Origin of the sequence: Bifidobacterium sp. ESL0763 (assembly GCF_029433395.1) — a bacterium.
Lineage (GTDB): Bacteria > Actinomycetota > Actinomycetes > Actinomycetales > Bifidobacteriaceae > Bifidobacterium.
Window position 1 is genome coordinate 20,820 of record NZ_JAQTHW010000002.1, and the last position, 25,894, is coordinate 46,713.

The 25,894-nt window shown below is 62.5% G+C and carries 21 protein-coding genes and 1 tRNA gene; 16 read left to right on the forward strand and 6 right to left on the reverse strand.

What is annotated here, in order from left to right; translation table 11 throughout:
• The first annotated feature begins 101 nt into the window (after positions 1 to 101).
• A complete protein-coding gene (locus PT282_RS00970; RefSeq protein ID WP_277167739.1) occupies positions 102 to 1,139 on the forward strand; it encodes a LacI family DNA-binding transcriptional regulator in 1,038 nt (345 codons plus the stop codon).
• Between the two features lie 110 nt (positions 1,140 to 1,249).
• Here the strand turns inward: PT282_RS00970 and PT282_RS00975 are convergent, their stop codons facing one another.
• Positions 1,250 to 2,221, reverse strand: a complete 972-nt coding sequence (locus PT282_RS00975; protein WP_277167740.1) for a ribokinase — start codon at positions 2,219 to 2,221, stop codon at positions 1,250 to 1,252.
• Positions 2,222 to 2,394: 173 nt separating this feature from the next.
• Between PT282_RS00975 and PT282_RS00980 the strand changes: the two genes are divergently transcribed.
• Positions 2,395 to 3,420, forward strand: a complete 1,026-nt coding sequence (locus PT282_RS00980; protein ID WP_277167741.1) for an alpha/beta hydrolase — start codon at positions 2,395 to 2,397, stop codon at positions 3,418 to 3,420.
• 132 nt (positions 3,421 to 3,552) lie between these two features.
• Here the strand turns inward: PT282_RS00980 and PT282_RS00985 are convergent, their stop codons facing one another.
• Positions 3,553 to 4,566, reverse strand: a complete 1,014-nt coding sequence (locus tag PT282_RS00985; protein ID WP_277167742.1) for a ribose-phosphate diphosphokinase — start codon at positions 4,564 to 4,566, stop codon at positions 3,553 to 3,555.
• A 484-nt stretch (positions 4,567 to 5,050) separates the two neighbouring features.
• On the opposite strand from PT282_RS00985, the gene PT282_RS00990 reads away from it, so the two are divergent.
• The 10 genes from PT282_RS00990 to rplI all read left to right on the forward strand — a co-directional run bounded on the left by PT282_RS00990 (position 5,051) and on the right by rplI (position 14,328).
• On the forward strand, positions 5,051 to 5,782 hold the full coding sequence (locus PT282_RS00990) for a hypothetical protein (RefSeq protein WP_277167743.1): 732 nt from the start codon (positions 5,051 to 5,053) through the stop codon (positions 5,780 to 5,782).
• A 23-nt stretch (positions 5,783 to 5,805) separates the two neighbouring features.
• On the forward strand, positions 5,806 to 6,375 hold the full coding sequence (locus PT282_RS00995) for a zinc ribbon domain-containing protein (RefSeq protein WP_277167744.1): 570 nt from the start codon (positions 5,806 to 5,808) through the stop codon (positions 6,373 to 6,375).
• Positions 6,376 to 6,466: 91 nt separating this feature from the next.
• Complete coding sequence (locus PT282_RS01000; RefSeq protein WP_277167745.1) at positions 6,467 to 7,054, forward strand: hypothetical protein; 588 nt, start codon at positions 6,467 to 6,469, stop codon at positions 7,052 to 7,054.
• Positions 7,055 to 7,158: 104 nt separating this feature from the next.
• On the forward strand, positions 7,159 to 8,496 hold the full coding sequence (locus tag PT282_RS01005) for an SPFH domain-containing protein (protein WP_277167746.1): 1,338 nt from the start codon (positions 7,159 to 7,161) through the stop codon (positions 8,494 to 8,496).
• 11 nt (positions 8,497 to 8,507) lie between these two features.
• A complete protein-coding gene (locus PT282_RS01010) occupies positions 8,508 to 9,230 on the forward strand; it encodes a hypothetical protein (RefSeq protein ID WP_277167747.1) in 723 nt (240 codons plus the stop codon).
• Between the two features lie 72 nt (positions 9,231 to 9,302).
• Positions 9,303 to 12,227, forward strand: coding sequence for a zinc-ribbon domain-containing protein (locus PT282_RS01015; RefSeq protein WP_277167748.1), 2,925 nt, complete (start codon positions 9,303 to 9,305; stop codon positions 12,225 to 12,227).
• Positions 12,228 to 12,563: 336 nt separating this feature from the next.
• Complete coding sequence (gene rpsF / locus PT282_RS01020; RefSeq protein WP_277167749.1) at positions 12,564 to 12,860, forward strand: 30S ribosomal protein S6; 297 nt, start codon at positions 12,564 to 12,566, stop codon at positions 12,858 to 12,860.
• A gap of 71 nt (positions 12,861 to 12,931) precedes the next feature.
• A complete protein-coding gene (locus PT282_RS01025; RefSeq protein WP_277167750.1) occupies positions 12,932 to 13,558 on the forward strand; it encodes a single-stranded DNA-binding protein in 627 nt (208 codons plus the stop codon).
• Between the two features lie 56 nt (positions 13,559 to 13,614).
• A complete protein-coding gene (rpsR, locus tag PT282_RS01030; RefSeq protein ID WP_277167751.1) occupies positions 13,615 to 13,863 on the forward strand; it encodes a 30S ribosomal protein S18 in 249 nt (82 codons plus the stop codon).
• A gap of 18 nt (positions 13,864 to 13,881) precedes the next feature.
• Positions 13,882 to 14,328 (forward strand): 50S ribosomal protein L9, encoded by a 447-nt coding sequence (rplI, locus tag PT282_RS01035; protein WP_277167752.1) that lies wholly within the window; start codon positions 13,882 to 13,884, stop codon positions 14,326 to 14,328.
• Between the two features lie 271 nt (positions 14,329 to 14,599).
• Here rplI and PT282_RS01040 read toward each other — a convergent pair whose 3' ends face one another.
• Positions 14,600 to 15,343: a glucose 1-dehydrogenase gene (locus tag PT282_RS01040; RefSeq protein WP_277167753.1), complete on the reverse strand. Its 744-nt coding sequence runs from the start codon at positions 15,341 to 15,343 to the stop codon at positions 14,600 to 14,602.
• 306 nt (positions 15,344 to 15,649) lie between these two features.
• On the opposite strand from PT282_RS01040, the gene PT282_RS01045 reads away from it, so the two are divergent.
• Entirely contained in the window at positions 15,650 to 17,065 is a 1,416-nt protein-coding gene (locus tag PT282_RS01045; RefSeq protein ID WP_277167754.1) for an MFS transporter, read from the forward strand.
• A gap of 43 nt (positions 17,066 to 17,108) precedes the next feature.
• Here the strand turns inward: PT282_RS01045 and PT282_RS01050 are convergent, their stop codons facing one another.
• Positions 17,109 to 17,492, reverse strand: a complete 384-nt coding sequence (locus PT282_RS01050; RefSeq protein WP_277167755.1) for a type II toxin-antitoxin system PemK/MazF family toxin — start codon at positions 17,490 to 17,492, stop codon at positions 17,109 to 17,111.
• Positions 17,489 to 17,734 carry a hypothetical protein gene (locus tag PT282_RS01055; RefSeq protein WP_277167756.1) on the reverse strand — a complete coding sequence of 82 codons (246 nt, stop codon included), beginning with the start codon at positions 17,732 to 17,734 and terminating at the stop codon, positions 17,489 to 17,491. Before PT282_RS01055 ends, PT282_RS01050 begins: the two co-directional genes overlap by 4 nt.
• A 514-nt stretch (positions 17,735 to 18,248) precedes the next feature.
• Between PT282_RS01055 and PT282_RS01060 the strand changes: the two genes are divergently transcribed.
• Positions 18,249 to 22,835, forward strand: coding sequence for a BspA family leucine-rich repeat surface protein (locus PT282_RS01060; RefSeq protein WP_277167757.1), 4,587 nt, complete (start codon positions 18,249 to 18,251; stop codon positions 22,833 to 22,835).
• 135 nt (positions 22,836 to 22,970) lie between these two features.
• Here PT282_RS01060 and PT282_RS01065 read toward each other — a convergent pair.
• Positions 22,971 to 23,047: transfer RNA gene (locus PT282_RS01065), tRNA-Lys, on the reverse strand.
• 510 nt (positions 23,048 to 23,557) lie between these two features.
• Between PT282_RS01065 and PT282_RS01070 the strand changes: the two genes are divergently transcribed.
• Both PT282_RS01070 and PT282_RS01075 read left to right on the forward strand, forming a co-directional pair.
• Positions 23,558 to 24,460, forward strand: coding sequence for a DUF3152 domain-containing protein (locus PT282_RS01070; protein WP_277167758.1), 903 nt, complete (start codon positions 23,558 to 23,560; stop codon positions 24,458 to 24,460).
• 218 nt (positions 24,461 to 24,678) lie between these two features.
• Positions 24,679 to 25,863, forward strand: coding sequence for a glutamate--tRNA ligase family protein (locus PT282_RS01075; protein WP_374114124.1), 1,185 nt, complete (start codon positions 24,679 to 24,681; stop codon positions 25,861 to 25,863).
• The last annotated feature ends 31 nt before the right edge of the window (positions 25,864 to 25,894 follow it).

The window sequence follows — 25,894 nt, forward strand, 5'->3', positions numbered from 1 at the left end:
GGGTTCCCGTGGTGTTGCCCCGTCGGTTTCGCCGATATTGTATGGTATCTGGTATGGATGCCCCTTTCGTGGGGCATCGCGCATGGTGGAGGTTATGGCTGATGGGGTCCAGGGTCACGCTCAAGGATGTGGCGAAGATGGCGGATGTCTCGATCGCCGCCGCGTCCCGGGTGCTCAACGGCCGCCCCGTGCGCGTCTCGCCCGGCAAGCACCGGCGCATCGTCGAGGCGGCGCGCGCGTTGCGCTACGTGCCCAACCAGGCCGCGCGGAGCCTGGCCACCAAGCGCTCCATGCTGCTGGCGCTGCTTGTGCCCGACATCGAGAACATGTTCTTCGCCTCGATGGCCAAGGCCCTGGAGGACGCCGTGAGCGCCGAGGGCTACACCCTGGTCGTCGCCAACTCCGACGATTCGCGCGCCATCGAGCGCAATGTGCTCACCCAGTTCAGGGCCCGTGGGGTCGACGGCCTGTTCCTGGTCCCCTCGCGCGAGTCGGTCAAAAGCTCCGAGGGGTTGCGCGGGGACGTCGAGAGCCTTGATTTTCCGGTCATCCTCACCGACCGGCTCGTGGAGGAGCCGTGGTGCGACGGCATCGGCTCCGACAATTTCACCGGCGGGCTGGTGGCCGCGCAGACGCTGGTCGGGCTCGGCCATCGACGGGTGGCCTGCATCTCCGGCGACAACACGCTCACCGACAGCGGCGTGCGGCGCAAGGGCTTCGTCTCCGGGCTTCGGCACGCCGGCCTCGAGCTCGATCCGGCGCTGGACTGCGACGGCGACTACCGCTTCAGCAGCGGCTACCGGATGGCCGGGCGCATCGTGGAGGCGGGGGCCACGGCCGTGTTCTGCGGCAACGACCTGATGGCGCTGGGGTTCATCAAGCGGCTCGGCGAGCTCGGCGTGCGCTGCCCCGAGGAGTTCTCCGTGATCGGCTACGACAACATCGACAGCCGGCTGGGCCTCGAGCTGGGGCTGACGACCCTCGACCAGGACGTGCGGGCCGTCGCCGAGGCGTGCCGCGGCTGCATGAAGGCCCGGTTGGACGGCGACGACTCGGACGACCGGCAGCTGGTGCATTGCCTCGTGCGGCCGAGGTTCGTGCGTGGCAAGACCGTGGCCAGGCCGCCGGAGGGCCGCTGAGGGTCCGGCGCGCACCTGGCGGCCATAGGATTGGCGGCCATAAGAAAAGGCCGGTCGGATTCACGATGAACCCGACAGGCCGATGCATATATGCGGTATATATCCGGCGATCACTCGGCGCCGAAGAACCTCTTGATCTCCTCGCCGGTGCCGTAGGAGGCCTGAGCGCCGTAGTTCGTGGCCGCGTATCCGGCGACGTAGACGGCCAGCGAGGCCGAGTCCCTGATCGACAGGCCGGAGGAGAGCCCGGCCAGCAGAGTGCCCATGAACGCGTCGCCGCAGCCGGTGGTGTCCTTGGCGTCGACGGTGGCGGCCTCGACGTGGTGGGTGGAGCCATCGGCGTCGATCACCACCGCGCCGTCGCCGCCGAGGGTGACGATGGCCTCCTTGAAGCCGAACTCGTGCATCGAGGCGGCGATGGCGCCCCAGTCGCTGCCCAGCCAGTCGCCGTCCTCCGGCTCGCCGATGCCGAGCAGCTGCGCCATCTCGTGCTCGTTGACCAGCAGCACGTCGGCGTACCTGATGAGCTCCTCGGGCAGCTCGGCGGTGAAGGGGGAGTCGTTGAGCAGCACCTTGATGCCGGCGTCGTGGCACATCTTCGCCGTCGCCGTCACGGTCTCCATCGGGCTCTCCAGGCACAGCCCGAGCACGGAGGAGGCGAGCAGCGTCTCCTTCTGGCTGTTGACGTAGTCCATGTCCACCTTGGCGTTGGAGCCGGCGGAGTAGATGATGGTGTTCTCGCCCTTGGCGTCGACGGTGATGACCGTGGTGCCGCTGGCGCCCCCGACATGGCGCACATGCGAGGTGTCGACGCCGGCGTCCTGGAGACGGCCCAGCAGGAAGTCGCCGTTGGCGTCGCTGCCCACGGCGCCGAACATCGTCACGTTCGCGCCGATGCGCGCCGCCACGGCCGCCTGGTTGCCGGATTTGCCGCCGGGCAGGATCTGCAGCGGGCCGCCGTTGAGGGTCTCGCCGGGTTGCGGCAGGCGCTCGGTGGTGACGGTGTAGTCGGCGTTCATGGAGCCGACGATGCTGATGGAGCCGGAGATGTGGTCCAGCGCGGAAAGATCGATTCTTGTCATGACACCTTCGTCCTCTAGTGGTTTGGCGTTGTGGTTGACTCTTATGATAAAGCGCTTTATCATGAAAGTCAACAACGCTGGTCCGTGCCTGGGGTATGACGTCTTCTCCATGGCTTCGGTCACAATATGGATAAACATAGTGGTTTTCGACAACGATGCGAAAGAGGGTTGCCATGACGCAAGGCGAACGATTGGACGACGACGAGCGCAAGGTGCTCGACACATGGACGGAACTGGACGAGGACCTCGGCGGCCTCGACGGCAAGCTGGCGGACGCCACGCTCTTCTCGAGGGTCATGTTCGCCAGGGGCGACCGCCCGCGCGTGGAGCACTGGCAGTTGCCGGAGGACGTGGACGTCCTCGCCGACATCCCCTACGCCGACGACGGCCTGCGCGGCCACCTGCTCGACGTCTACCTGCCGCACGACGCCGTGATGCGCGGCGGGCACAGCCTGCCGGTCTACATCGACGTGCACGGCGGCGGCTTCATGTACGCGCACAAGGAGATCAACCGCAACTTCAACATGAACCTGGCCGCCTCCGGGTTCGCCGTCTTCTCGGTGAACTACCGGCTGGCCCCGGGCGCCGACTTCATCGACCAGCTTTCCGACGTCGAGAAGGCGTTCGCCTGGATCCGCGAGAACCGCAAGGACTATCCGGTCGACCAGGGCGACGTGTTCCTCACCGGTGACTCGGCGGGCGCGACCCTGGCGCTCTACGCGGCGGCCGCCGAGGGCAGCGCCGAATTGGCGCATGAGCTGGGCGTCGAGCCCTCGGGCCTCAAGTTCCGTGGCGCGGCCTTCGTCTCGGGCCTCTTCGATATCACGCCCTATTTCGCTTTCGACAAGCCCGGCGAGATGGACCTCTCGTCGCCGACCTTCGGCATCGAGGCCGTCGCGCCGGTCTTCTTCAAGCGCATGCGCGAGAAGCACGCCGAAAGCGCCGCGCTCGACGAGCTGATTTCACGGGCCGATCTGCCATCGGTCTACCTCAACACCAGCAACGACGACTTCATCCAGCGCGACACCCTGCTTTTCGCCTCGATCTCGAGCGAGCAGGGACGGGACTTCGAGATCAACGACCGCCACACCGCCAAGGGCGAGTCGCTCGGCCACATCTACCCGGTCAACATGAGCTGGCTGCCCGAAAGCCGGGAGGCGCTGCGCCGTATCCACGACTTCTCGTACCGGCTGCTCTAGGTGCTGCGGCGCGCCGCGTCGGGTCGTGACGGCACGTCCACCAAACACTTGAGGCATCCACGTAACGTCCATTGCCAATGGCATGAGTCGTTACGTGGATGCCTCAAACAGTTTCAAGTCGGCGATCAGCGCTTACGCATACATGTTGCGCGGGTGCATGTCGTCGGGCAGGCCGTCCATCAGCCCGGAGACCGAGCCGGACTCGAAGACCGAGCGGATGCCGGCGGCCAGCAGCGGGGCGATGGAGAGCACGGTCATGTTTGGCAGGCGCTTCTCCTCGGGGATCGGCACGGTGTCCATCAGGACGATCTCGCGGGCGCCGCAGGTCTTGAGCCTTTCGATGGCCGGGCCGGACAGCAGGCCGTGGGTGGCCACCAGCGTCACCGACTTCGCGCCGGCCTCACGCAGCGTGCGCACGGCCTCGCAGATGGTGCCGGCGGTGTCGATCATGTCGTCGACGACCACGCAGTCGCGCCCGCGCACCTCGCCGATGATGCCATGGGCCACGGCGTGGTTGGGGCGCGTGACGTCGCGGGTCTTGTGGATGAAGGCCAGCGGCAGTCCGCCGAGCTTGGCGGCCCAGCGCTCGGAGACCTTGATGCGCCCGGCGTCGGGGGAGACGATGGTCGCGTTCTCCAGCGGCATCGAGTTCTTGACGTAGTCGAGCAGCACGGGCATGGCGGTCAGGTGGTCGACAGGTCCGTCGAAGAAGCCCTGTTCCTGCGAGGCGTGCAGGTCGACGGTCATGATGCGGTCGGCTCCGGCGGTCTTGAAGAGGTCGAACATCAGGCGGCCGGTGATCGGCTCTCGGCCCTGGCCCTTCTTGTCCTGGCGCGAATAGCCGAGGAACGGGGCGACGACGGTGATGGAACGGGCCGAGGCGCGCTTGAGGGCGTCGAGCATCAGCAGCTGCTCCATGATCCACTTGTTGATCGGATCGGTGTGGGCCTGCAGCACGAAGACGTCGGCGCCGCGCACCGGCTGTGTGTAGCGCACGTACATCTCGCCGTTGGCGAAGTCGTAGGCCGTGGTCTCGAGCGGTTCGATGCCCAGGCATTCGGCGGTGGCCTCGGCCTGTTCGGGGTAGGCTCGCCCCGTCACCAGCGCCATTCGTTTCTTGGGCTTGCTTTTGAGAATCGCCGACATGTCTTGCCTTCCAATGAGTCGATCTTGCCCGGCGGGCGTCACCCGGATGCCGGACGGCAGACGGGTGAAGATGAGTTATATAAGGAATCCTGCTCCATGATACAGGCAACCCCGCGCAAATGTTCGGCAGGAGGCCGGGCCGGGTTTCCGGCGGCCGGTCCGCTTTCCCGTACTTGGTCCGCTTGACGTCGGCGCCCGCATTGCGTCCGGCGGCGGCTTCGGTTGCGCGATATGCCCGTCAATCGGGGGACACGTTCGCGTTCAGGGTTGTTTCGGTATTGACGTCAAACATTTGACAACATTCCGCTAGTCATTTATCTGGCTTCTGCCTTGTAATATGTTCGCTGTATGCGTATTATTTGACGTAGGCAAGTATTACGTGTGTGTTGCCGAGAAGAGCGGAGGAGGATCGATGGTGCTTCGTCATGGCGCCGCTCTGGTTCCTTCTGCCCAGCAATGAGACCAACCAGAAAAGAAGGTGACCATGGCCAAGCAGCAGAAGGTCGATGAGTACAAGAACGCCATCACGGTCCTCGATACCGATTTCTCGTATGAGGTGACTGAGGCCTACCAGACCGCGAGAACGCAGTTCGACAAGATTCAGCAGATGAACCTTTCGGGGCCGGACCGTGCGTTGCCTTCCGAACTCCGCAACAACCTCGAGAACCTCAACACCACCTTCCGCCAGCAGATTCCGCAGAAGCAGGCGCAGATCCAGCCGGCCAGGCAGAAGGCCGAGCAGCAGCACACCATCTTCCTGGTCGTCCAGATCGCACTGATTGTGCTCGGCGTGCTCCTGTGCTTCACCGGTTCCGGCACGGCGGCCACCTTCGGCGTCATCATGGTCATCGCCGGCATCATCTGCCATTTCGTCTTCAAGTCGAAGAGCGCCAAGGCGGTGCAGGGTCTGGCCGCGGACTGGCGGGCCTTCTTCGACTACTACGCCGAGGTGATCGGCCATCCCGAGTCTCTGCATGAGATGGCGACGGGGCTCTACAAGCAGATCGACGATGTGTATCTCAAGAGCCTCGACAACATAAGCCGTGGCTTCGAGATCCAGCAGCGCCAGATGAACAAGCAGGCTCAGGCGCAGGCCGAGCAGAGCCGGCAGGCTTTGGCGCTGCAACAGCAACAGCTGGCGGCCATGGACAATATCACCGATGCAGTCATTGGTACGCACGTTGACGCTATGACCAAGTTCGGTTTTCTTAAATAATCTCGAAACGAGGAATTTAGGTCATGCCATCTATTGACACTTCACTGGTATGTCCAGGATGTGGGGCGCCCCTTTCCCGCGATGACACCGTCTGCGAATACTGCGGACGCAAGGTGGCCGTCACGGGAGTGACGTTGAAAACGACGAACCGGGACGTGTTCAAACAGGCCGACAAAACCATCGAGAAGATCAAGGGAATCGTGGGGGCGTCCGAGAACTCGGATGTGCTGGCCGCCGAGGCGTTCAACATGCTTCACCGCGGCCAGTACGCCGAGGCGGCCCGAAAGCTGGATCGGGCGCAGGCCACCACCAATAACCCCGATATCGTCTTCTACGACGCCGTTGCGCATTACAAATGCCAGGAGCCCTACGAAATCGATCTGGATGAGGCCGAATCGATCATCGCCACCATCGACTCGGCTGTCGCCCTCAATCCCGATCCGCAATATTTCTATGCGAAGGCGTTCATCATCCGTGAGGTCTTCGAGAAACGTTTCCTGAGCTATGAGGAAAGCTCGCAGGAAGTGTTCGCGAAGGCTGTGGGATTGAACGAGGGAGACAAGGCCGATATCGAATCGATTCTGTCGCAGTGATGCGGCGGCGTCTGTTCTGACGGAGTTGCAGGCGCCGATGTTAGGCGGAATACAAGCAACCAGCAGGTGTTAGTTGAATTTGGAGGAGACGATGGACGAATCGAATCAGGCTTTCGTCGCACAGATGCGTGAGATGGCCATCCACCTGTGTGGCGCCAGCCCGAAGGAAGTGTCCAGGGTCAGGGAGCTGACCTATTGCGAACCGTCGGGGCAGCATTTTTTCGTCACGGTCTGGTTGTTCGGCAACAACAAGCTCATGTCGGCCATGTTCGATCCCAACGCCCCGCTTGATTCATTGGGCAGGCCTCAGGACGGTTCGGTCGAGGAATACGAGATCAAAAGCATCAACAATGTGATGGTCGATCCCTACGGCTGTGTCATCACCCTGAAAAACGGCAGGAAGCTGGAACTGAAGCCCGAGTGCATGGAGGGGCCGGAGTCCTTCAACGCCTCCGCCAACGGGCTGAGGTCGTTGTGGCATCAGTTCCGCAAAGACGCTTCCGGCGGAGGCGTGCGTTCCAAGGACGTGCAGGAGATTCTGGACCAGCTGCAGGACATCAGGCAGATGCTGGAACAGATGCAGCAGGCTCAGCAGGCCGCTTCTTCGATGCCGCAGCAGGGTATGGGGCAACCGCCGTTCCCCTCGCAGCAGCCACCGATGCCGGGGCAGCCATGGTAGGCCACTGATCCACACCGGCCGGGCGGCGACGGCGCCGTCGCCAATGCGGCCGGTCTGCAACCAACATTCGTACGATTCCCGCAACGGGAGCAAGAGAGGTAAAGATGGCGATATTCAAGAAGAATCCCAACGAGGTGATGTACCAGGGCGGCCAGAAGCATTTCGTTGACGTCATTAAAAATCGCGCCCCTGATGACACGTTCCTTTTCAAGAATCCGGAAGAGGATTTCAACAATGGCACCACCTTGGTGGTCGGGCCGGGCGAGCAGGCGATATTTGTTAACGAAGGCAACATCGAACAGACTTTCAATCAAGGCACATATACGCTTTCGACCCAGAATTATCCCTTCATTTCACGCTTGCGTAATGCGTTTTCGGGCGGTATATCCTCGTTCCATTGCCTTGTCTATTTTGCGCGTATCGCCAGCGGCCACGAAATCAAGTGGGGGACGTCCGAACCCATCAAGGTCTACGACAAGGCCCTTGCCGATCCGTTCACCGGTATCGGCGCAGAGACTGAAATCCGGGCACGCGGGGCCTACCGTGTAAAAGTAGTGGATGCAGGATTGCTGTTGACCAATTTGGTTGGAGGTAATTATGACCTCACCAGTCAGGAATCACTACGTGATTTCTTCCGCAATGAATTCCTTGAGAGCATCATCTCGACGCTGACTCAGGAATTCAATATGTGGAATGGTCCGTTGAACGCATTGCCTGGCAACGCGGGAAAGTATAGTTCCGAGATTCAGGAACAACTCGCTCCCAAAGTGGCCGAGTATGGTCTTCAAATGCAGAAATTCTCTATTTCGGCCATCAACGTCGCCGACAACGAGCAACGCCGCGAGGCTCAGGAACTGGCTTCGGAAAACCGCCGTAACTATTTAGGAAGTATGGCTGCGGGGGCTGGGAATGCCGCCTTTGCTCAAGGTCAGCAGCAGGCTTATCAGGCATATGGTACCAACTACCAGCAGGCGCAGGTGCTCGGCGCGATGAACAAGACCGCCGAGAATCCGGGCGCCGCCGGCTCCTCGCTGATGAACGCAGGCTTGGGTCTGACGATGGGCGCGGGACTCGGCCAGGCGCTGCCGAACGTGTTCGGCTCGACGATGCAGGCGGCCCAGGGGCCTGCGGGTCAGCAGGCGGGTCAGGCAGCCCAGAATACGCAGGGCGCTCAAGGTGCGGCCGGACAGCAGCCGGCTCAGCCTGGTCAGCCCGGCGCTCCCAGTGTCCCCATGCCGCCGTCACCTTCGGCCGCGGCTTCTCAGCCCGCCTCCCAGCCCGCTGCGCCCGAGGCACCCGCGGCAACGGGTGAGCCCGCGCCGCCCGCCGCGCCTCAGTCCATGTTCGATCGGCTCAGCCAGCTCAAGCAGATGCTCGATGCCGGGCTGGTCTCGCAAGACGAATACGACAACAAGAAATCCGAAATCCTGAAAGACCTGTGAGGCGCAATATCATGAAATACCTGGCTTCCATCATCGTTACCCTCTTCTTCGCCGTCGCCGCGGCCGCGTTCGGCGTGCAGCTGGGCACCTACGGCTTCGCGCCGCCGGCCCAGTTCGTGGTCATGTTCTTCCTGCTGCTCTTCACCGCCCTGGTCTGGGTGGCGCAGTCCCAGCGCGACAAGGGCGACCCCTCGCAGCCCGACGCCAACGGGCTCTACTACCGCACCATCGCCGACAACTCAGCCTTCCCGATCGTCGGGTTCGTGGTCCAGTGCGTGATCACCGTGCTTTACTTCTGCGCCTGGAACCTGCCGTTGCAGAATCCGCTGGCGACGAGCCTGAAGCTGGTGCTGCCCAAGGGCCTGTTCGTCCCGCTGGTGATCGAGCTCATCATCGCCGTCATCGTCGTGGTGCTCTGGGTCGGCAACAACCGTGCGAACGAGCATACGGTCGTGCAGCAGCAGGTCCGTCAGCAGAAGATCATGCGCAACGATCAGCTGTCCTCGTTGGTCACGTTGATCGCGCCGCGTGTGGATGCCGCTGACGCCGATGCCCTCTCACAGCTGAACCTCATCCAGGAGAAGGTCCGGTCCCTGCCGCTGAACGTCAACCCGGCCACCGCGATGTTCTATCAGCAGGCCATGCAGGAGCTCAACGCGGTCGCCGAACGCCCCGGAACGGTGGACGCCGTGGAACTGCGGAAGATCTGGGGACTGGTCTCCCAGGTGCGGTGAGGCTCGCCCCGGTTGTTTCCGGCGAGTAGCATTTCCGGCAGAGGATGCCAATGAGATTGGCGGAGGATGCCGGTGAGACCGGCAGAGGCCGCTGGCGAGAAAGGTTTACGAATGTATTGTTCGCATTGCGGCACGGGACTTCCCGACGACGCGAAATTCTGTTCCAAGTGCGGGTCGTCGACCGTTGACGCGACCGTCGAAGCGCCGGCTGGCCCGTTGCCCGGTTCGCCCGCCGATGTGGCTGCCGATGCGCCCATCAGCGACGAGACGGTGCTCTCTGCCGGAACAAGTGGTGTGAATGGCGCAGCTGGTTCGGTCGGTTCGGTGGAGTTCGGCAGTATGACTGACGCCGCTGATTTGGCTGGCACACAGGCAGGTCCCGTTTCGGCGAATCTCGCTGGTTCGACCGGTGCACAGACAGGATCCGGAATGGTTGATGTTTCGGAACCGAGTAAGGCTTCGCCGTCCGCGGACGTACCCGCACCTGCCGCTGCGGCTTCCGCCGTGCCGGTGCCGGGCCCGTCCGGTCCGACCGGTGCCGCCGGTGCAGGCGATCAGGCTCCGTTGAGCGTGCCCCTGCCGGGCAGCCGGTCCGGCAACATTCCGGGCAGCGCGTCGGCTGGCGTGCCGCAGGCATCGTCGGCCATGGCTTCTTCCGCCACATCGGCGCAGGCACCGCTTCCGGCGGCCGCGTCCGTTTCCTCTCAATCTTCCGCAACTCCCATTCCGTCGACCGCTGCTTTCGCGACGCCGTCGAACGGCGCTGCCGGAACCCTGCCCGGTGCTGGAACGGCTGCTGGTACCGCATTGCCGGGTGCGGGTGTCGGCACTGCCGCCGGAACACTCCCGGGTGCCGTCCCGATGGCGGCGGGCTCCGGTTCCTCCGCCGGCAAGAGCCTGCTCGCCGAACTCACCGATGCACGGAACATCAAGGGCATGCTCACCTCATGGGGCATCGGCCTCGGCGCCTCGCTGGTGGCCGCGCTGATCGTGCTCGGCGATCTTGCCCTTGCGCTGGCGAAGGCGCCTTGGGCCATGCTGTTCAGCAACACAAGCATGGACCAGATGTTGTATGCGTCCACGAACCACGGCTTGGCCTGGGGTGGTCCCCGTGGTGTCATCAAGGTGCTGGCGTTCCTGCTGAGCACGGGCGCCGGCGGCGGAATGAGGATGAAAGTCTGGGTGGCATCTAACCATGCCCATCTGATCGGCGTGAAGTCGTTCGCCTTCGGCAACGTGAATCTCGTCGGCGTCGCCTTGCTGCTTGGCGCGGCCTTCGGCATGTTCATCTTCGCGCGCAAGGCGAACGTCCATTGCAAGTGGGCCGGCCTCGCCGGTTCCGCCATCGTAGGCGTGGCCACCGGAGCGGTCTATCTGCTGGTGGCTGGGGTCTTCCCCTTGTCAGGAATCCTGGATTATGGCGACCTGCGCACCGCTTTGACCGGTGCGGTGAGCCTGGGGTCCCATTCCGACGGTTCCATGTTCTACGCCATCGCCAGCACACTGACGTGGCCCACCTTCGTCGTGCCGTTCCTGCTGGCAGGGTTCGGCGCCTTCGTGGGCTACGTGCTGGGCGAATACGCCTCGGATGCCGGCAACGTGTTCGCCGCGGCGTGGCGCTGGGGTCACAGGGCGCGCGGCGGCATCCGCACGTTCGTCGAAGCCTGCTGGGTGTATTTCCTCGGGGCGCTCGGCGTGCTCGTCGTCAATGTCGTGCTCGTCGTCATTACGTTGAGGAGCAGTGGCGCGAACATTGGCGTGCAGTTGCTCAACATCGTGACCGGTTTGCCGGGCAACGAACTGGGTATGCAGTCCGCATACTCGTTGGGTGGCCAATTCGGGCAGGGCGTGAACGGCCAGACGACCCATTTGACCTTGTTCTCGAACTACAATAACGTGCTGTATTGGCTCTACTTCGTCGTGTTCCTGCTGCTGACCGTCTACCTCGCCTTGCGCGCCTCGGTCCGCAACATGCAGGACCGGGCCAACGCCGAGTGGCGCCACACGTGGAAGGCGCCGGCCATGATGGCGGGCACGTGGGTCGTCCTGATCGCGCTGTGCGGATGGAGCATGGTCTCCTGCAAGCTGGACCCGAATTCCACGGAGTACGCCTTGGCCGAGCGGTTCGGCATCGGAGACGAGGCACATACGCTCTCCAACGGCATCGAGCTGTGGTACGTCGTCGTCATCGCCGCGTGGGTGTTCGTCATCGAGGCCGTGGCCATGACCGTCGGCCAGCAGGTGGCGGCCAGGTTCCCCGCGCTCATGAAGGTTCTCAAGGGCGGACTGGTGCGGCCGATTCCCGTCGAGGTGATGCTGCGCGTGCGCTCTCTGGACGGCTACGGCACGACCTACGGCTCGCAGTTCACCGATCCCGACCTGTTTGTCGCCATGATTGGCGCCGGCCAGATCGCCGCCAAGCCGATGAATATGCCTTCTTCGATGTCGTCGGCGACGGCGGCTTTCAGGGCGGGTGCGCCTGCGGCATCCGGTGCGATGCCGGGCTCGGCTGCTTCGTCTGGCGCTCTGCCGGGTCTTGGCACTCCGCTTCCCGGTTCGGGTTCGTTGCCCGGAGCAGCGTCGCCCATGACCGGTGCGACCGGCAGTTACCAGCCGCAAAGTCCCGCACCCGCGGCCGTGCCCGATGCGTCGTCGGCTGCCGGTGCCGCGTCTTCGCCGTTGCCGGGTTCCGGTTCCATGCCGTCCCAGCCGCAGGCGATGGACGGTGCGCCATCAATGGACGGCGCTCAGCCGACAGAGGCTTCTTCGGTTCCGGCCTCCGCTCCCATGGCTCCAACCGCGTCGTCCGCGCCGTTCGATCCTTCGGCTTCACCGATGCCGGTGGCGGCTCCAACACCGGTTCCTGACGCCTCACCTGCGCCTAGTGCGCCGGCTGCGGGCGAGACCCCTGCCGCTCCTGAGGCGGCTCCGGCCGCGGATGTGCATCTGCCGGGCCTCGCGGACCTCGAGCGTCTGCGCAACGGCGGCGGCATGTAGTCAGACTCGGTCGCCAGAATCCCCAAGAGTGGCGCGTCATCCGATAGTCTCGGATGGTGCGCCACTTGTCGTCCGGATGAGAATGGCAAGGCGGACGCGAGGGTAGATGTAATTCCCATGTCCATATCCGTTCGAATTGGCCCAAACCTTTCGAAACCCGTCCATACCCTGCTTGCTCCCAGCCTTTGAGCCGTCCACATCCGCGCACCTCCGCGCTGTCGCAGGCCGCCCGTAATATTGAAAAGCTATGTCTGGGCTCGATGCCCAAGCATGGCATGCATACACACTCCTGTCGCGGAAAGGCCGCGGCCGACTTTAGTCCAGAGGAGGTGGGTGATGTCTGCACACAAGTATGAACTGATGTTCATCGCCGATCCCGAGCTCGATGAAAGGGCTCTGAAGAAGCTGACCGATCAATACATGGAAATGGTCACCAAAGAGGGCGGTTCCGTCTCGGATCCCGACATTTGGGGACGCCGCAAGCTTGCCTATGAGATCGACGGCAAGAACGAGGGCAACTACGTCGTGGTGAACTACAGCTGCGAGCCGGCGACGAGCGACGAGCTCGACCGTGTTCTCAACCTGAACGAGTCCGTAATCCGCACGAAGATTCTTCGCAAGGACGTCAAGTAAATAGTATTTTCGTCTGTTCATGTTCCGGTCCAACCGGACCAGGGCATGCGTTTTGTTGAGGGAGACAGGTCATGGCAGGGGATACCAGCATCACGATCATCGGCAATCTCACGGCTGATCCGGAGCTGCGCACCATCGCCAGCGGCGCTTCGGTCGCGAGCTTCACGATCGCCAGCACGCCGCGGACGTTCAATCGCAACACCCAGCAGTGGGAGGACGGCAACGCGCTGTTCATGCGCTGCTCGGCCTGGCGCGACATGGCCAACCATTGCGCGCAGAGCCTTTCGAAGGGCATGCGCGTGATCGCCCAGGGCCGTCTCCAGCAACGCAGTTACCAGGCCAACGACGGGTCGAACCGCACGGTCGTCGAGATGACGGTCGATGAGATCGGGCCCTCGCTGCGTTACGCCACCGCACAGGTCGAGCGCCAGCAGTCCAGCAATGGATTCCAGGGCGGCTCGCGTGGCGGCAATGGCTACAACGGCGGCAACCAGGGCAACGGTGGCTACAACAACAACGGAGGCTACCGTGGCGGGGCCGGCTATTCCGGCGGCGCGTCCGCGACTGGCAACGGCCAGTCCCAGCAGAGCGCACCCGCTGCCGATCCGTGGGGGTCCTCGACCTCCTCGGGCGACGGGTTCTCCACCTTCGGCGGAAGCTCCGATTTCGGCGGCGACTCCGACGAACCGGAGTTCTAGCCCCGGGCGCCACCAAGACGAACAGACGTAGGAACATATATTAAGGAGACATCATTATGTCACGCAAAAGGCCGAAACCACCAGTAAAGCCGTTTAAGAAGAAGCCGAACCCGCTCAAGGCGGCCAAGATCACCGAGATCGACTACAAGGACGTCGCGCTGCTGCGCAAGTTCGTCTCCGACCGCGGCAAGATCCGCTCCCGTCGCATCACCGGTGTGACCATCCAGGAGCAGCGCAAGATCTCCCGCGCCGTGAAGAACGCCCGCGAGATGGCCCTGCTGCCGTACTCCACCACCGGCCGCTGATAGGAAGGACCAAGGAACATGGCTGAAACCAAAGTTATTCTCACCAAGTCCGTCCCGAACCTGGGCCACTCCGGCGATGTCGTCGAGGTGAAGCCGGGCTACGCCCGCAACTACCTGTTCCCGCAGGGCTTCGCCTTCGCGTGGAGCAAGGGTGCCGCGGCGCAGATCGAGGGCATGAAGCGCGCCCGTCTGGCCAAGTCCGTCGCCACTCGCGAGGATGCCGTCGCCGCCAAGGCCGCCATTGAGGGCACCGTTGTCGAGCTGAAGGCCAAGGTCTCCGAGTCCGGCAAGCTCTTCGGCGGCATCTCCGCCGTCGACATCGCCGTGGCTCTCGAGTCGCAGGCCGCCGTCGATCCGAAGGCCATCAAGGTCGAGACGATCAAGACCACGGGCGATTTCCCCGCCACCGTGGCTCTCCACCCCGAGATCTCCGCGAGCTTCACGGTTCGTGTCGTCGCCGAGTAACCAGGGCACCATCGGTAATATCACCGAAGCTTAAGCATTCAGGAGACCCCGCCGCGCAATCGCGTTGGCGGGGTCTCCTGTCGTATGCGGCCCGGATATGGGTGGCGGATTCCACGTGACCGTCGTGTGCCGGTTCCGTCCTTCCGCAGGCACGTATCCGCACATGAATGGACCCCTGCCGCAACTTGATGTTGCCGCAGGAGCCCATGCGCCTCAGGCCGGCGTCACCGCGATCCGATGGATGCGGATCTGCCGGGCCGGCCAGCCGGAATCACTGGGCGGTGAAGCCGCCGTCGACCACGAACTCGGAGCCGGTGGCGAACTTGGACTCGTCGCTGGCCAGGAAGGTGGCCATGTTGGCGATGTCCTCGGGCTCGCCCAGGTGGCCCAGCGGGGTCTTGGACTCCTCGAGCTTCACCAGGTCGGGGGAGACGTCCACCATCGGGGTGTGGATGTAGCCGGGGTGGATGGTGTTGACGCGGATGTTGAGCTTGTTCTCGGCGCAGTAGAGTGCCGCGGACTTGCTCATGATGCGCACGCCGCCCTTGGTGAAGTCATAGGCGAGGTTGAACGACTCGCCGATGAAGCCCTCGATGGACGACATGTTGATGATCGAACCGCCGCCGAACTGCTTCATGGCGATGATGCCGTGCTTGGTGCCGAGCATCATGCCGGTGCCGTTGATGGCCACGATCTTGTTCCACTGCTCCAGCGGGATGTGCTCGATGTCACCGCCGATGGCGATGCCGGCGTTGTTGACCACCACGTTGACCTTGCCGAATTTGTCGACGACGGCCTTGAACGCGTCGTCCCACATGTCTTCCTTGGTGACGTCGAGGGTGACGAACATGGCGTTGTCGCCGATGCCCTTGGCCACCTTCTCGCCGGCCTCGGCGTTGATGTCGCCCAGCGCGACCTTGGCGCCCTCGGACGCGAACTTCTTGGCGATGGCGAGACCGATGCCGCTGGCGCCTCCGGAGATGAGCGCGACCTTGCCGTTAAGACGATCTGACATGGAAAACCTCCTTGTTTTGCGGATACACCCTGTTGTATATCGTTGGTTTCCATCATAATCTGACTGTGATATGTCCTGGGAGAAATTGCACGCTCGATGCGCGAAATGAATAGTCGCTTTGACGGTGTGTTATGCGCGGGCCGCCGGCCGCGTTTCCAGCCGCTTGCGCCGCCGTTCTTCTCGTCGATACCGTCGGCATAAAATGACGAGGTTATGCCCGGTTGGGGGCCGCTGCCAACAACGCCATGGCGATCTGCCAGGCGGCCAGGCCCACGTAAACATTCCGGTGCTGAATGGGGTTCGAATTTGCAAGAAGAACGCGTCACGCTGCAGACCAAGCTTTCGATTGCCGCGACGGCACTGCTGTCGTTCGACGGCATCCTGACCGAGACGTCGCTCAACGTCACCTTCCCCGGCATGACCGCCGAATTCGGCCTGCCGCTTTCGACCATCCAGCTGCTGACCTCCGGCTACCTGCTCATGGTCACCGTCATCATGAGCACCTCCTCGTTCCTGCTCAAGCGCTTCGACGCGCGCCCGCTCTTCCGCTGCGCCATCATCATCGCCATCCTCGGAACGGTCCTGTGCAGCCTGCCGCTCAACTACTGGCTGCTGCTGCTCGGCCGGCTGATGCAGGCGATGGCGACGGGCATCTCCACGCCGCTGCTCATCCACGTCATCCTCTCGATGGTGCCGATCAGCCACCGCGGCGCCTACATCGGCCTGGCCAACATGGTCACCTCCTTCGCCCCGGCGCTCGGCCCCACCTACGGCGGCCTGATCAACCACTACTTCTCCTGGCGCATCATCTTCGCGCTCACCCTGCCGCTGCTGCTCGTCTCCTGGATCCTCGGCGAGACGAACCTGCGCCTCAAGGCCGACGGGGCCGGAAAGTCGTTCGACGGCCTGGGCCTGGTGCTGCTGAGCCTCTTCATGGTCTCCTTCACCGAGATCTTCGACCAGATCGGCGTGGCCGGCGGATGGTCGCCGCTGGTGGGCGTCGCCATCGCGGTGGCCGCCGCCACCCTCGCGCTGTTCGTCTGGCGCTGCCTGAAGGCGAGGTCGCCGCTGCTCGACCTGCGGATCCTGCGCACGCCGATCGTCAGCCTGCGCGGCGCCAACTACTTCATCCTGCAGTTCATCAACATCGGCAGCTCCTTCCTGCTGCCCGTCTTCGCCGAGAACTTCCTCGGGATCGACTCGCTGGCCGCCGGCCTGATGCTCCTGCCGGGCTCGCTGCTCGGCGCGCTCATCGCCCCGTTCGTCGGCCGGCTCTACGATCGCCGCGGCCCCAGGCTGGTGCTGCTGGTCTCGAACGTCTCGCTGATCGTGGGTGCGTCGGCGCTCTGGGCGGTCACTGGCAGGGCCACCGTCGTGCTGCTCACGCTGCTCTACATGTTCCTGCGCGCCGGCTTCAACTTCGGCTACGGCAACACCATGTCGGACGCCAGCAAGTTCGTGGACGGCTCGAAGCAGACCGATTTCAACTCGTTGTTCAACGTGCTCCAGCAGTACGCCGGCTCGCTGGGCACCACCGTGCTCTCCTCGTCGCTGTCGCTGAGCGAGGCTCGCATCCCGCACGACGTCAAGGCCGCTTCGGCCGCCGGCGCCGGCAACGCCTTTGCGCTGCTCATCGTCATGTCTCTGGTGGCGCTGGCCCTCACGCTCGTCTCGCTGAAGGTGCGCCGGGATCCGACGCCCCAGCTCCGTACTGTCGAGTAGCGAGGGGCGTGCGCAGCGGGCATTATGGGAGAGGCACGATCTGTCATTCCGCGTCGAGAACATCTCGAATGAATGTTGTGGGTCTGCGTAGGCAGTCGAAGATGCGTGCGCTGATGACTGACAGCGTTCGATAGTCCAGAGAGCCGACTTTTACCGTGTTGCGTATGCTGACATCCAATGATTTCAGCTGCTCTACCTCGGCCCAGCCGTGAATGGGCTTTTTGGAGTCTTCTTGCGGTACGGTTCCAATATCGACATGGAGAGGATATTCCTTTGCATGTGATATCGGAACTACCATAATCACGTTGTTATATCGGTTGTAGGCGTCATTGCTGACGACGACGGCCGGCCGTCTTTTCTTCTGCTCGTGGCCAAGCGATGGGTCAAAATTCATCCAGACCAAGTCTCCATAACGGAATTGGCTCATCGTATCTCCTCTCCGGCTGGTATGTAATCGTCTGTGGGCTGTGGGCCGTCGTAATCGGCGAAGAGCTTGTCGAAATCCAACGGCGAGATGACGTGGAAATTCGAGGGCGTCAGGGTGATGACGCAGTCCTTGACGCTCACTTCGAATTCGTCGCCGAGTTGCAGGTTGCCGTTCTCCATCATCTCCTTGGTGATGCGGAACCCCTGCCCGTTGCCCCATTTGATGAGTTTCGTGGTTGACATACCGACCTCCTTGTTGTGTTGGTATACATTGTATACCAACGAGGGGCGGCCGGCGAATGCGCCGGACGGGTGACGGCCTTTTCTCTGTGGGTGCGTTGGCGCTGGCCGCTGTTCCGAGGAGCGTATGGGGGCGGAAGTCCTCGGTCTGTTGCGCTGTGTGCGGCGCGGTGGTGCGGTGACTGTTGCCATGTTGGTCCTCCGTTTCGGTTTCGGTTGGTTCCGGCTGATGGTCCGTCGGATTGAGGGGCGCTCACGCTCAACTCGTCTGCTCGCCGCTCCGTTCCGGTGCCATAGGGAGAGTCTCTCATGGTTTCGTCGTCGGGACGGGGAATTTCGGCCACTGTGGTCGAACGGTTGCCGTTTTCCGTTTTTTCGGCGTGTCTGTGGATAACTTCGCGCCCGAATACGGGTTGTGGATGGAGTTCCGCGCTGAGAGTGATTTGTCTTACAATCGTTATATTGTATTTTCTAGTAATTTATGACGCGTTTCATAAACACTGTGAAGAGGGAAGTTATGAAGAAGGGTTCATTCAAGGCACTTGGCGTGGCGGTCGCGGCGGCGATGCTGCTCGGCACGGTGACGGTGTCGGCCACGGCGAACGAGTCGGTGGGCGATGCCGAAGGGTCGAACGTTGCGACGCAGGCGCTGCAGCCGGGCACCCGGCAAACGAAGGACGCGCAGCCACAAGGCCAGGCTCCGCAGCTTCCCGATGCCAATGCGCCGGCTGATCCTGCCAATCCAGCCAATCCATCCACTCCAGCTCAGACTCCAAGTGCCGACGGGTCGACTTCGCAGAACGAAGCCCAGCAGAATGGCTCATCCGAGCCCGGTAAGGCGAACGGTTCCAACGCGGATGGCTCGAAGACGGGCAAAGCCGATGGCGCTGATTCGTCCGCCAAGTCTGGTGCGGATACTTCTAACCAGCAGGTCGGCACGCAGGGCGACGAGTGGGCTCCTGCTTGTCCGACGTCGTACCCAGCGAAGTGGGGCGACGCGGATTGGTTCCTCACTCGTGATGGGGATACGCTGGTATTCACCGTCCACGCGGGCCACGTCGGCGACGATTTGCACGCCCCTTGGCACTGCGGTAACTCGCCGTATCCACTTGTCAACACCTATAAGCTGAGAATCGTGTTCACCGACCCTACCCATACGGTGCTTCCGGAGGACAGCTCGCTGCTGTTCGCCAACGAACGCGGGCTCAGTTCGATCGAAGGCGTGGGCGATCTGGACGTCAGTCATGTGAAGAATATGCATTACATGTTCGGAGACGACCCGAACCTCGACGATCTGAGCACACTGAGTCACTGGGGCCGCAACACCCATAACGTCACCGACATGTCCGAGATGTTCAAGTCGGATGTTTACCATAGCCCCAGCGAAGGCTATCTCGGCATCAAAAAGATTGGCGTGTCCGGCTGGGACACCTCCAACGTCACCACTATGAAAGAGATGTTCCAATACGATGAGCGTGTCGAGACCCTCGATGTCGGCACTCGGCAGGCCACGGACAGCAAGGGCACGTACACTGCTTGGGACGTCTCAAAGGTGACCAATATGTCCTATATGTTCAACGACTGCGTGCAGCTGGTGAACCCCGACGTCTCGCACTGGAACACCCATAACGTGACGACAATGGAAAGCTTGTTCTCAGGTATGGGCGGAGACTCGCCGATGAAAGGCATCACCAATGTCGATGTCAGCAAGTGGGTCACCAGCAATGTCACTAACATGAGCGGGTTGTTCTTCGCCAGCTATATCGACCACCCCGCAGTGGACAAGTGGGACACCTCCAAGGTCACCGATATCGGTGGCATCTTTGGTTTCGACACCAAGCTGACCTCGATCGGTACCGTCAAATGCTCCGACGCGAAGGCCAACGGGCTGAAGGCATGCCCGTCGCATGCGAAGCTGAAGGATGTCGTCGGTGCGAACGACGTGCCGGACACCGTGGGCGTCTCTGATTGGGACACCTCGAAAATGACGAGCTTCACCGAGGCGTTCTATATATGCCCGAAGCTGAAGTCCGTGGATCTGACGAATTGGGATACCAGCAGTGACTTGACCATGACCTTCATGTTCGCCAATGACTACAGCTATCCGGGCAACGGGAACGGGCCCTCCGCGCTGACCTACGTCGGTGATCTGAGTGGCTGGGACACCTCGAAGGTGCGCGACATGGAATGCACCTTCCGCTATAACGAGAATCTGAAGACCATCGGCGATCTCTCCAACTGGCAGACCGGCGATGTAACGGATATGTCCTCGATGTTCGAGGATACCGGCATCGAGTCGCTCGGCGGTGAGGACCCTGAGCATCCGGAGGCTCCGCCCGCCGGTCTGAAGAACTGGGACACCTCGAAGGTCACGAGCATGGCCTGGATGTTCGGGCAGGCGACTGCACTCAAGGGCCTGGACCTGAGCAAGTGGAACACCTCTGCAATAAGAATGGATGATGATGGTAATTGCACTCCGAACGGTTTGCATAGCTGCTGGAACCAGTCCGGCATCACCGACATGTTCTACAAGACGACCAATCTCAAGTCTGTGGGTAACCTGTCGCATTGGGACGTGTCGCATGTCAAGCAGCTGAGCTCCTTGTTCCGTGAGAGCGGCGTCGAGTCCCTCGATCTTTCCGGCTGGGATGTGAGCAATGCGGAAGAGGCAAATTACACGTTCGCATTGACTCCCAATCTACAGAACTTGAAACTTGACGGCTGGGATATGCGCAAAGTCACGAGTATGCGCCAGCTGTTCTCGTATACGGGCTATCAGATTGGCGTGTTGCTGGATCTGACTGACTGGAAAGTCAATCCGAATCCGACCGATTCCAAATTCATATTCTATGGTGACAGCCTGCTATCCCTCGATCTGTCCGGTTGGGACACGGACACCATTGGCTCGTTCGAACTGTATTTCCCGAAGAGCCTGCAGCGGCTGACGCTTGGGCCCAAGACCAAGTTGCGTAATTCGTTCTTCACCGGGGATGCGGCGAATCTGGGTATCCGTACGGGCGATCCGTACAACTTCCAGGAACATGATGCGAATGGCAATCTCACCACCGATTGGACCACGATCTATTCCGGCGAATGGGCCGAAGCCACCAACAGGACCAGTGGCTTCACTGCGCCTAGCTGCTCCGTCGGCGGTGCACGCCGTGGCGAGGAGTGGAACAGCTGCGACAGCCACGCCGGCGGTTCGGCCACCTCGTCGTTGGTCGATCGTAACGCGACCACGCCGCACGCGGGCACCTACGTCTGGGAGACGAAAGCCACCGTTCATTTCTCCGGACTGAACCATACCGATGCCGCCGATGCCGCTGCTGAGGATGGCCAAAAGGGTCCTGAGACCGCTTATGGCGTGCATGGCGTCGGCAAACTTGACGGTGCTGCGGAGCCAGAAGACTTCGACTCCTTGGCCATCAAGGCGCCGGCCAAGCTGGCGGCGCAGGACCATCACACCTTCACCGGTTGGAAGCTGGATGGCAAGAAGGACGGCAAGGGCAATCCGACTTCAGTGGTCGACGAGGGCGACTTCGTCTATGTCAGGCCCGGTGACACTCAGGTCGATCCCACGGATCCGACCGGCCAGCGCCGCGTTGACACCAACATCCTGCGCGGCCAGTGGCAGGAAGCCAATAAGACGTCCTTCTACACGCTTCACTTCGACTCCAATATCCACGATTCTGGAGCGACCGTAGACGGAACGGTTGCCGATTGGACGAGCGAGCCGTCGTGGACCGATTCCGGTTATGCGCAACCCACCCTGCCGCAGAACGGCTTTACGGTGACGAGTGACGACAATGTGTATACGTTCAAGGGTTGGTCGCCTACTCGTGATGGTTCTTCCGCTGTCTATCCTGCTGGTTCCACCGGGTACATGATGGTCGGTCTGCTTGGGCAGCATGAGGCGACGATGTACGCCCAGTGGGAGAAGACACCGAAGGTCAACTATCAGTTGCAATTCGAAGCCAATACCGGCTCCGCCGCGACCGATGGCGACGTCACCGGTCTGCCTGATTCGCAGTCCCAGAAGACCGCGGACAACAGCCACAAATTCACGTTCGCTGGTGCCGATCCGGTCCGCGGGAGCCATGATAACAACTACACGTGGGAATTCACCGGTTGGAGCACGGTTGCCGGCAACACCGGCGGCACTTCGCTGACCAAGAACCATGCAGGCGGCTATGATTACACGGTTGAGAAGGAGAATCCGTCCGTCAAGCTGTATGCGCATTGGCAGAAGAGCTACACGTACGAGCTGTCGTTCGACCCGAACGTCCAAGACGGCAGCGCCACGGGGCATTATACCGATACCGTTTCTGCCCATTCCACCAATCATGCGCAGACCATTGTCCTGAATGGCAACGAGTCCTACGAGCGTCCTGGCTATGAGTTCACCGGTTGGTCCGAGGATTCGCATGACGTGAACAATCCCCATTACAGGCCGGGTGTGAGGTACAACATCGGCTTCTGCGGCACCGGCACCGCCAATCCGTCTTGCCCGGCCACTGCCGATGGCACGACGGCGCGCGTGCACGTGGTTCTGTACGCGCAGTGGAAGCAGAACCCTGTGCCCTCCACCCCGACTCCTCCGACGCCGACTCCTCCCGCTCCTGCGCCGCCGGCTCCGACGCCTCCGGCTCCTGCGGCGCCGCGTCTGCCGGTTCCCGCTCCGGCGGTGACCCCTGCGGCGCCGGCGCTGCCGCAGGCGCAGTCCGACCAGCCGAAGTCGCAGCCCGAGCGCCGCAAGGGTTCGTCCTCCGACGGTTCGGCCTCGTCGCCGGCCCCGTCGGCGAGCGGCCGTGACTGGCGTTGCAATCCGATTACGGGCGAGGTGACGCCTCGCGACGGTTCCGGGTCCGGCAGCGCGTACGTGACGCGTGGTTCCGGGTTCGTAGCGATCGAGGACGCTTCGGCGGTGTCGGCTTCGCAGAGCTGCGCTTCGATGGCGGCCCGCATGCTGCGGTTCGTGAAGATGCAGGCGGACTTCCCGTGGTGGATCGTGCTGGCGTTGGCCGTGCTGCTGATGCTGATGTTCGTGCGCAGCCGCGAGCGGTTCGTGTACGCGCAGCATCGCGCCCCGGAGGTCGATGACTGACCTAGCGAGGTAGCTGCTAAGGTTTCGGGCCGGGCTCGCCGTTTCGACGGCAGCCCGGCCCGAACCGTAGGCGCCTCGCCGCCGTGCCTTGCCGAAGAAAGCAAAAACCCGCAGCCATGACGACTGCGGGTTGAATGGTGCCCCCACGCGGATTCGAACCGCGGACACGCTGATTAAGAGTCAGCTGCTCTAACCAGCTGAGCTATAGGGGCGCTGGCAAATTCAAGAGCCAAGTGGTTATATTACTGTCTCGGCCTCAAGAGTGCAACTCGGTGTGTCGTGATAGCGAAATCCGCCCCTCCATCGCGCCTCGCAGGCCAGCCATGCCGCGCCACGCATGAGGTCATGAAGGTCGCATATCATGAACACAGAAATGGTGATGCCCGACATGGGGAGAAGATGTGAAACACGACGGACGATCTGACAAGGGTACGGCCGGCAGGTTTTCGGCTGTGTCGGGGCCCGTCGCCGAGTGGGCGCTCGTCGTGCTGCGGCTGTTGGGCCGCGGGGCGCTGGCAGTCATCCGTGCATTCAACCACGGTGCCCGTCGCGGCCTTCGTGCATTGATGGGATTCCTGGGATTCTCCGGCGAACGCAAGGCGAAGAGGGCGAACAAAGGCGGGCACGCGCGTCGTGGCGGTGCCCATACCCACGCCTCACGGGCGAAAACCAACTCAAGGCATGGAACGCGGGCACGGCCTGAAGCGACGGGCGCGCTGGACATGGCGTCGATATCCCACAGCTTCATCGGTTCGGTATTGGAAACCGACGGTTCCGGAGCGCAGGCGTCGGGACGCTCGGGGCGCCGGGCCAAGGCGAGGCCCTCGGCCGCCGTGTACCGCGTGCGCCGTACGGTCGTGGCGCTCATCGCCGTGCTGGTCGTGCTCGCAATCGTCTTCGCCATCCACGCCCTGGCCGCGCCAAAAGCCCAGCCGCAGGCCAACGACGCCGAGCAGACCGCCGCCCAAGCGGCCCGGAAGCGCAAGGCCGCCAAGGCCCGGGCGAAGGCCAGGCGCGAGGCCGCCCGCGCCCCCTACAGGATTCCGCGCCAGCCGGCGCTGACCGATCAGTCACGCCAAGACATCCTCGCCAAGGCCCAGAAGGTGGCGGACGCCAGCGGCAAGCCCGCGCACCAATACGTCTACTGCGTCGGCACCCGCGGCAACGTGGAAGACTCCAGCATGCGCGTCTTCGAGAACGACATCTTCCGCACGCTCAACAACCCGAAGGGCTGGCCGAGGGCGGGCGCGACCTTCACGCTGGGCAGCGCCGACGCCGGCAACTGTGACTTCACCATGTACCTGGCGCAGGCCAACCAGATGACCACGTTCTCGGCCGACTGCTCCGACGAATACAGCTGCCGGGTGGGCGACGACGTGATCGTCAACGAGGACCGCTGGAACGGCGCGACCAAACAGCTCATCAAGGCCGGGCTCACCCTGCAGCGCTACCGTGAGATGGTCATCAACCACGAGGTCGGCCATCGCCTCGGCCACATCGACAACGAGCAGACCTGCGCCGGGCCAGGCAAGCCCGCGCCGCTCATGCAGGAGCAGTCGATGGCGCTCGACGGGTGCAAGCCCAACGAATGGCCCACCGACAGCGAGCTCTGGATCACGGAATGACCGGGCCGGGCCGGGGAGCGGGCGTTACGGCAGCGGAGGGCTCTGCGGCTGTGGGGGGTTCCGCGGCGGATTCCGCGTTGGCGGGAGCTATGACTGCGCGTTCGGTTTCGGGTATTCCGGAAGTTCCGGTCGCGTGCCAATCTCCAATTTCGGCATCGCCTTCGCAGCGGCCGGCCGCCGGGCGCGTGGGACGGTTCGCGCCGACGCCCTCGGGGCGGATGCATATCGGCAATGTATATGCAATGCTCGGCGCATGGCTTTCGGCGCACGCGGGTGATGGTTCGGAATCGGGCAAGGTGTTGTTGCGCATCGAAGACGTCGACGAACCGCGTTCGGTGAAAGACGCCGACAAATGGATCATGGACGATCTGCACTGGCTCGGGCTCGACTGGGACGGCGAGCCGGTCTATCAGTCGCAGCGCACGGAAATCTACGAGGAGGCGCTGCAGGCGCTCAAATCGGTGGGTGTTGAAGATGTCACATCGGCCGATGCGGTTTCAAAAGGTTCGTCGACGTCCGCAGATTTTCCGCTGGTTTACCCGTGTTTCTGCTCGCGTGCCGACCTGCGCGCGGCAACGGCGCCGCAGGAGGGCGACCGGTTTCTGATCTATTCCGGGACCTGCCGAAGGTTGTTGGCAGAATGTCCCAACGAGGTGCGCTCGCGGCTGGAAGAGGGGAGGCGGCATTCGTGGCGTATCGCCGTGCCGGAAGAAGGCTCGCAGGGAAGCATCGTCACGTTCGATGACCGCGTATTCGGCCATCAGCGCTTCGACTTGCCGCTTCAGGTCGGCGACACGGTGATTCGCCGTTCCGACGGCATCTTCTCCTACCAGCTGGCAGTAGTGGTTGACGACTTGTTGATGGGTGTCAACGACATTGTGCGCGGCCGTGACCTGCTGCGTTCCTCGGCCTTGCAGGTCTGGATTCGGCGTGCATTGATCGCTTCTGGTTTCGCTGCGGAATATGGGATTGGCATAGACGGCACCATCGCGGAAAACGGCAAAACGCGAACCGTGCGAGGTGAGAACGCAGGACGTGGGTTTGGTGATTCAAGCGATGGCGGCGCAGCCTCTGCCGTGAATCCAGCCCATGCCCACCTTCCGCTGATTGATGATCCGAGTGGGATTCGTTTGGCCAAACGCAAGCACTCGCTGGATATCGGCGCGCTGCGTGCGAACGGAGTGAAACCGGAGCAGGTTATCGGGTATTGCGCGTGGCTGCTTGGCGTCCGTCCTCCCGACCGTGTCCACGATTTGGACACTTCCGCGCCGATTGCGATGAGTGCTCGAGAGGCCTTGCATTGCTTTACTTTTGACGATATACGAGCCGATAACTCCGACCGAATTTTGGCTCCGAATTGGACAGATGAAGTTGACAGGCCGGAAAATGGAAGTGTAGCGTAAGCGTCAATAATTAAAAACACTACAAACCGAT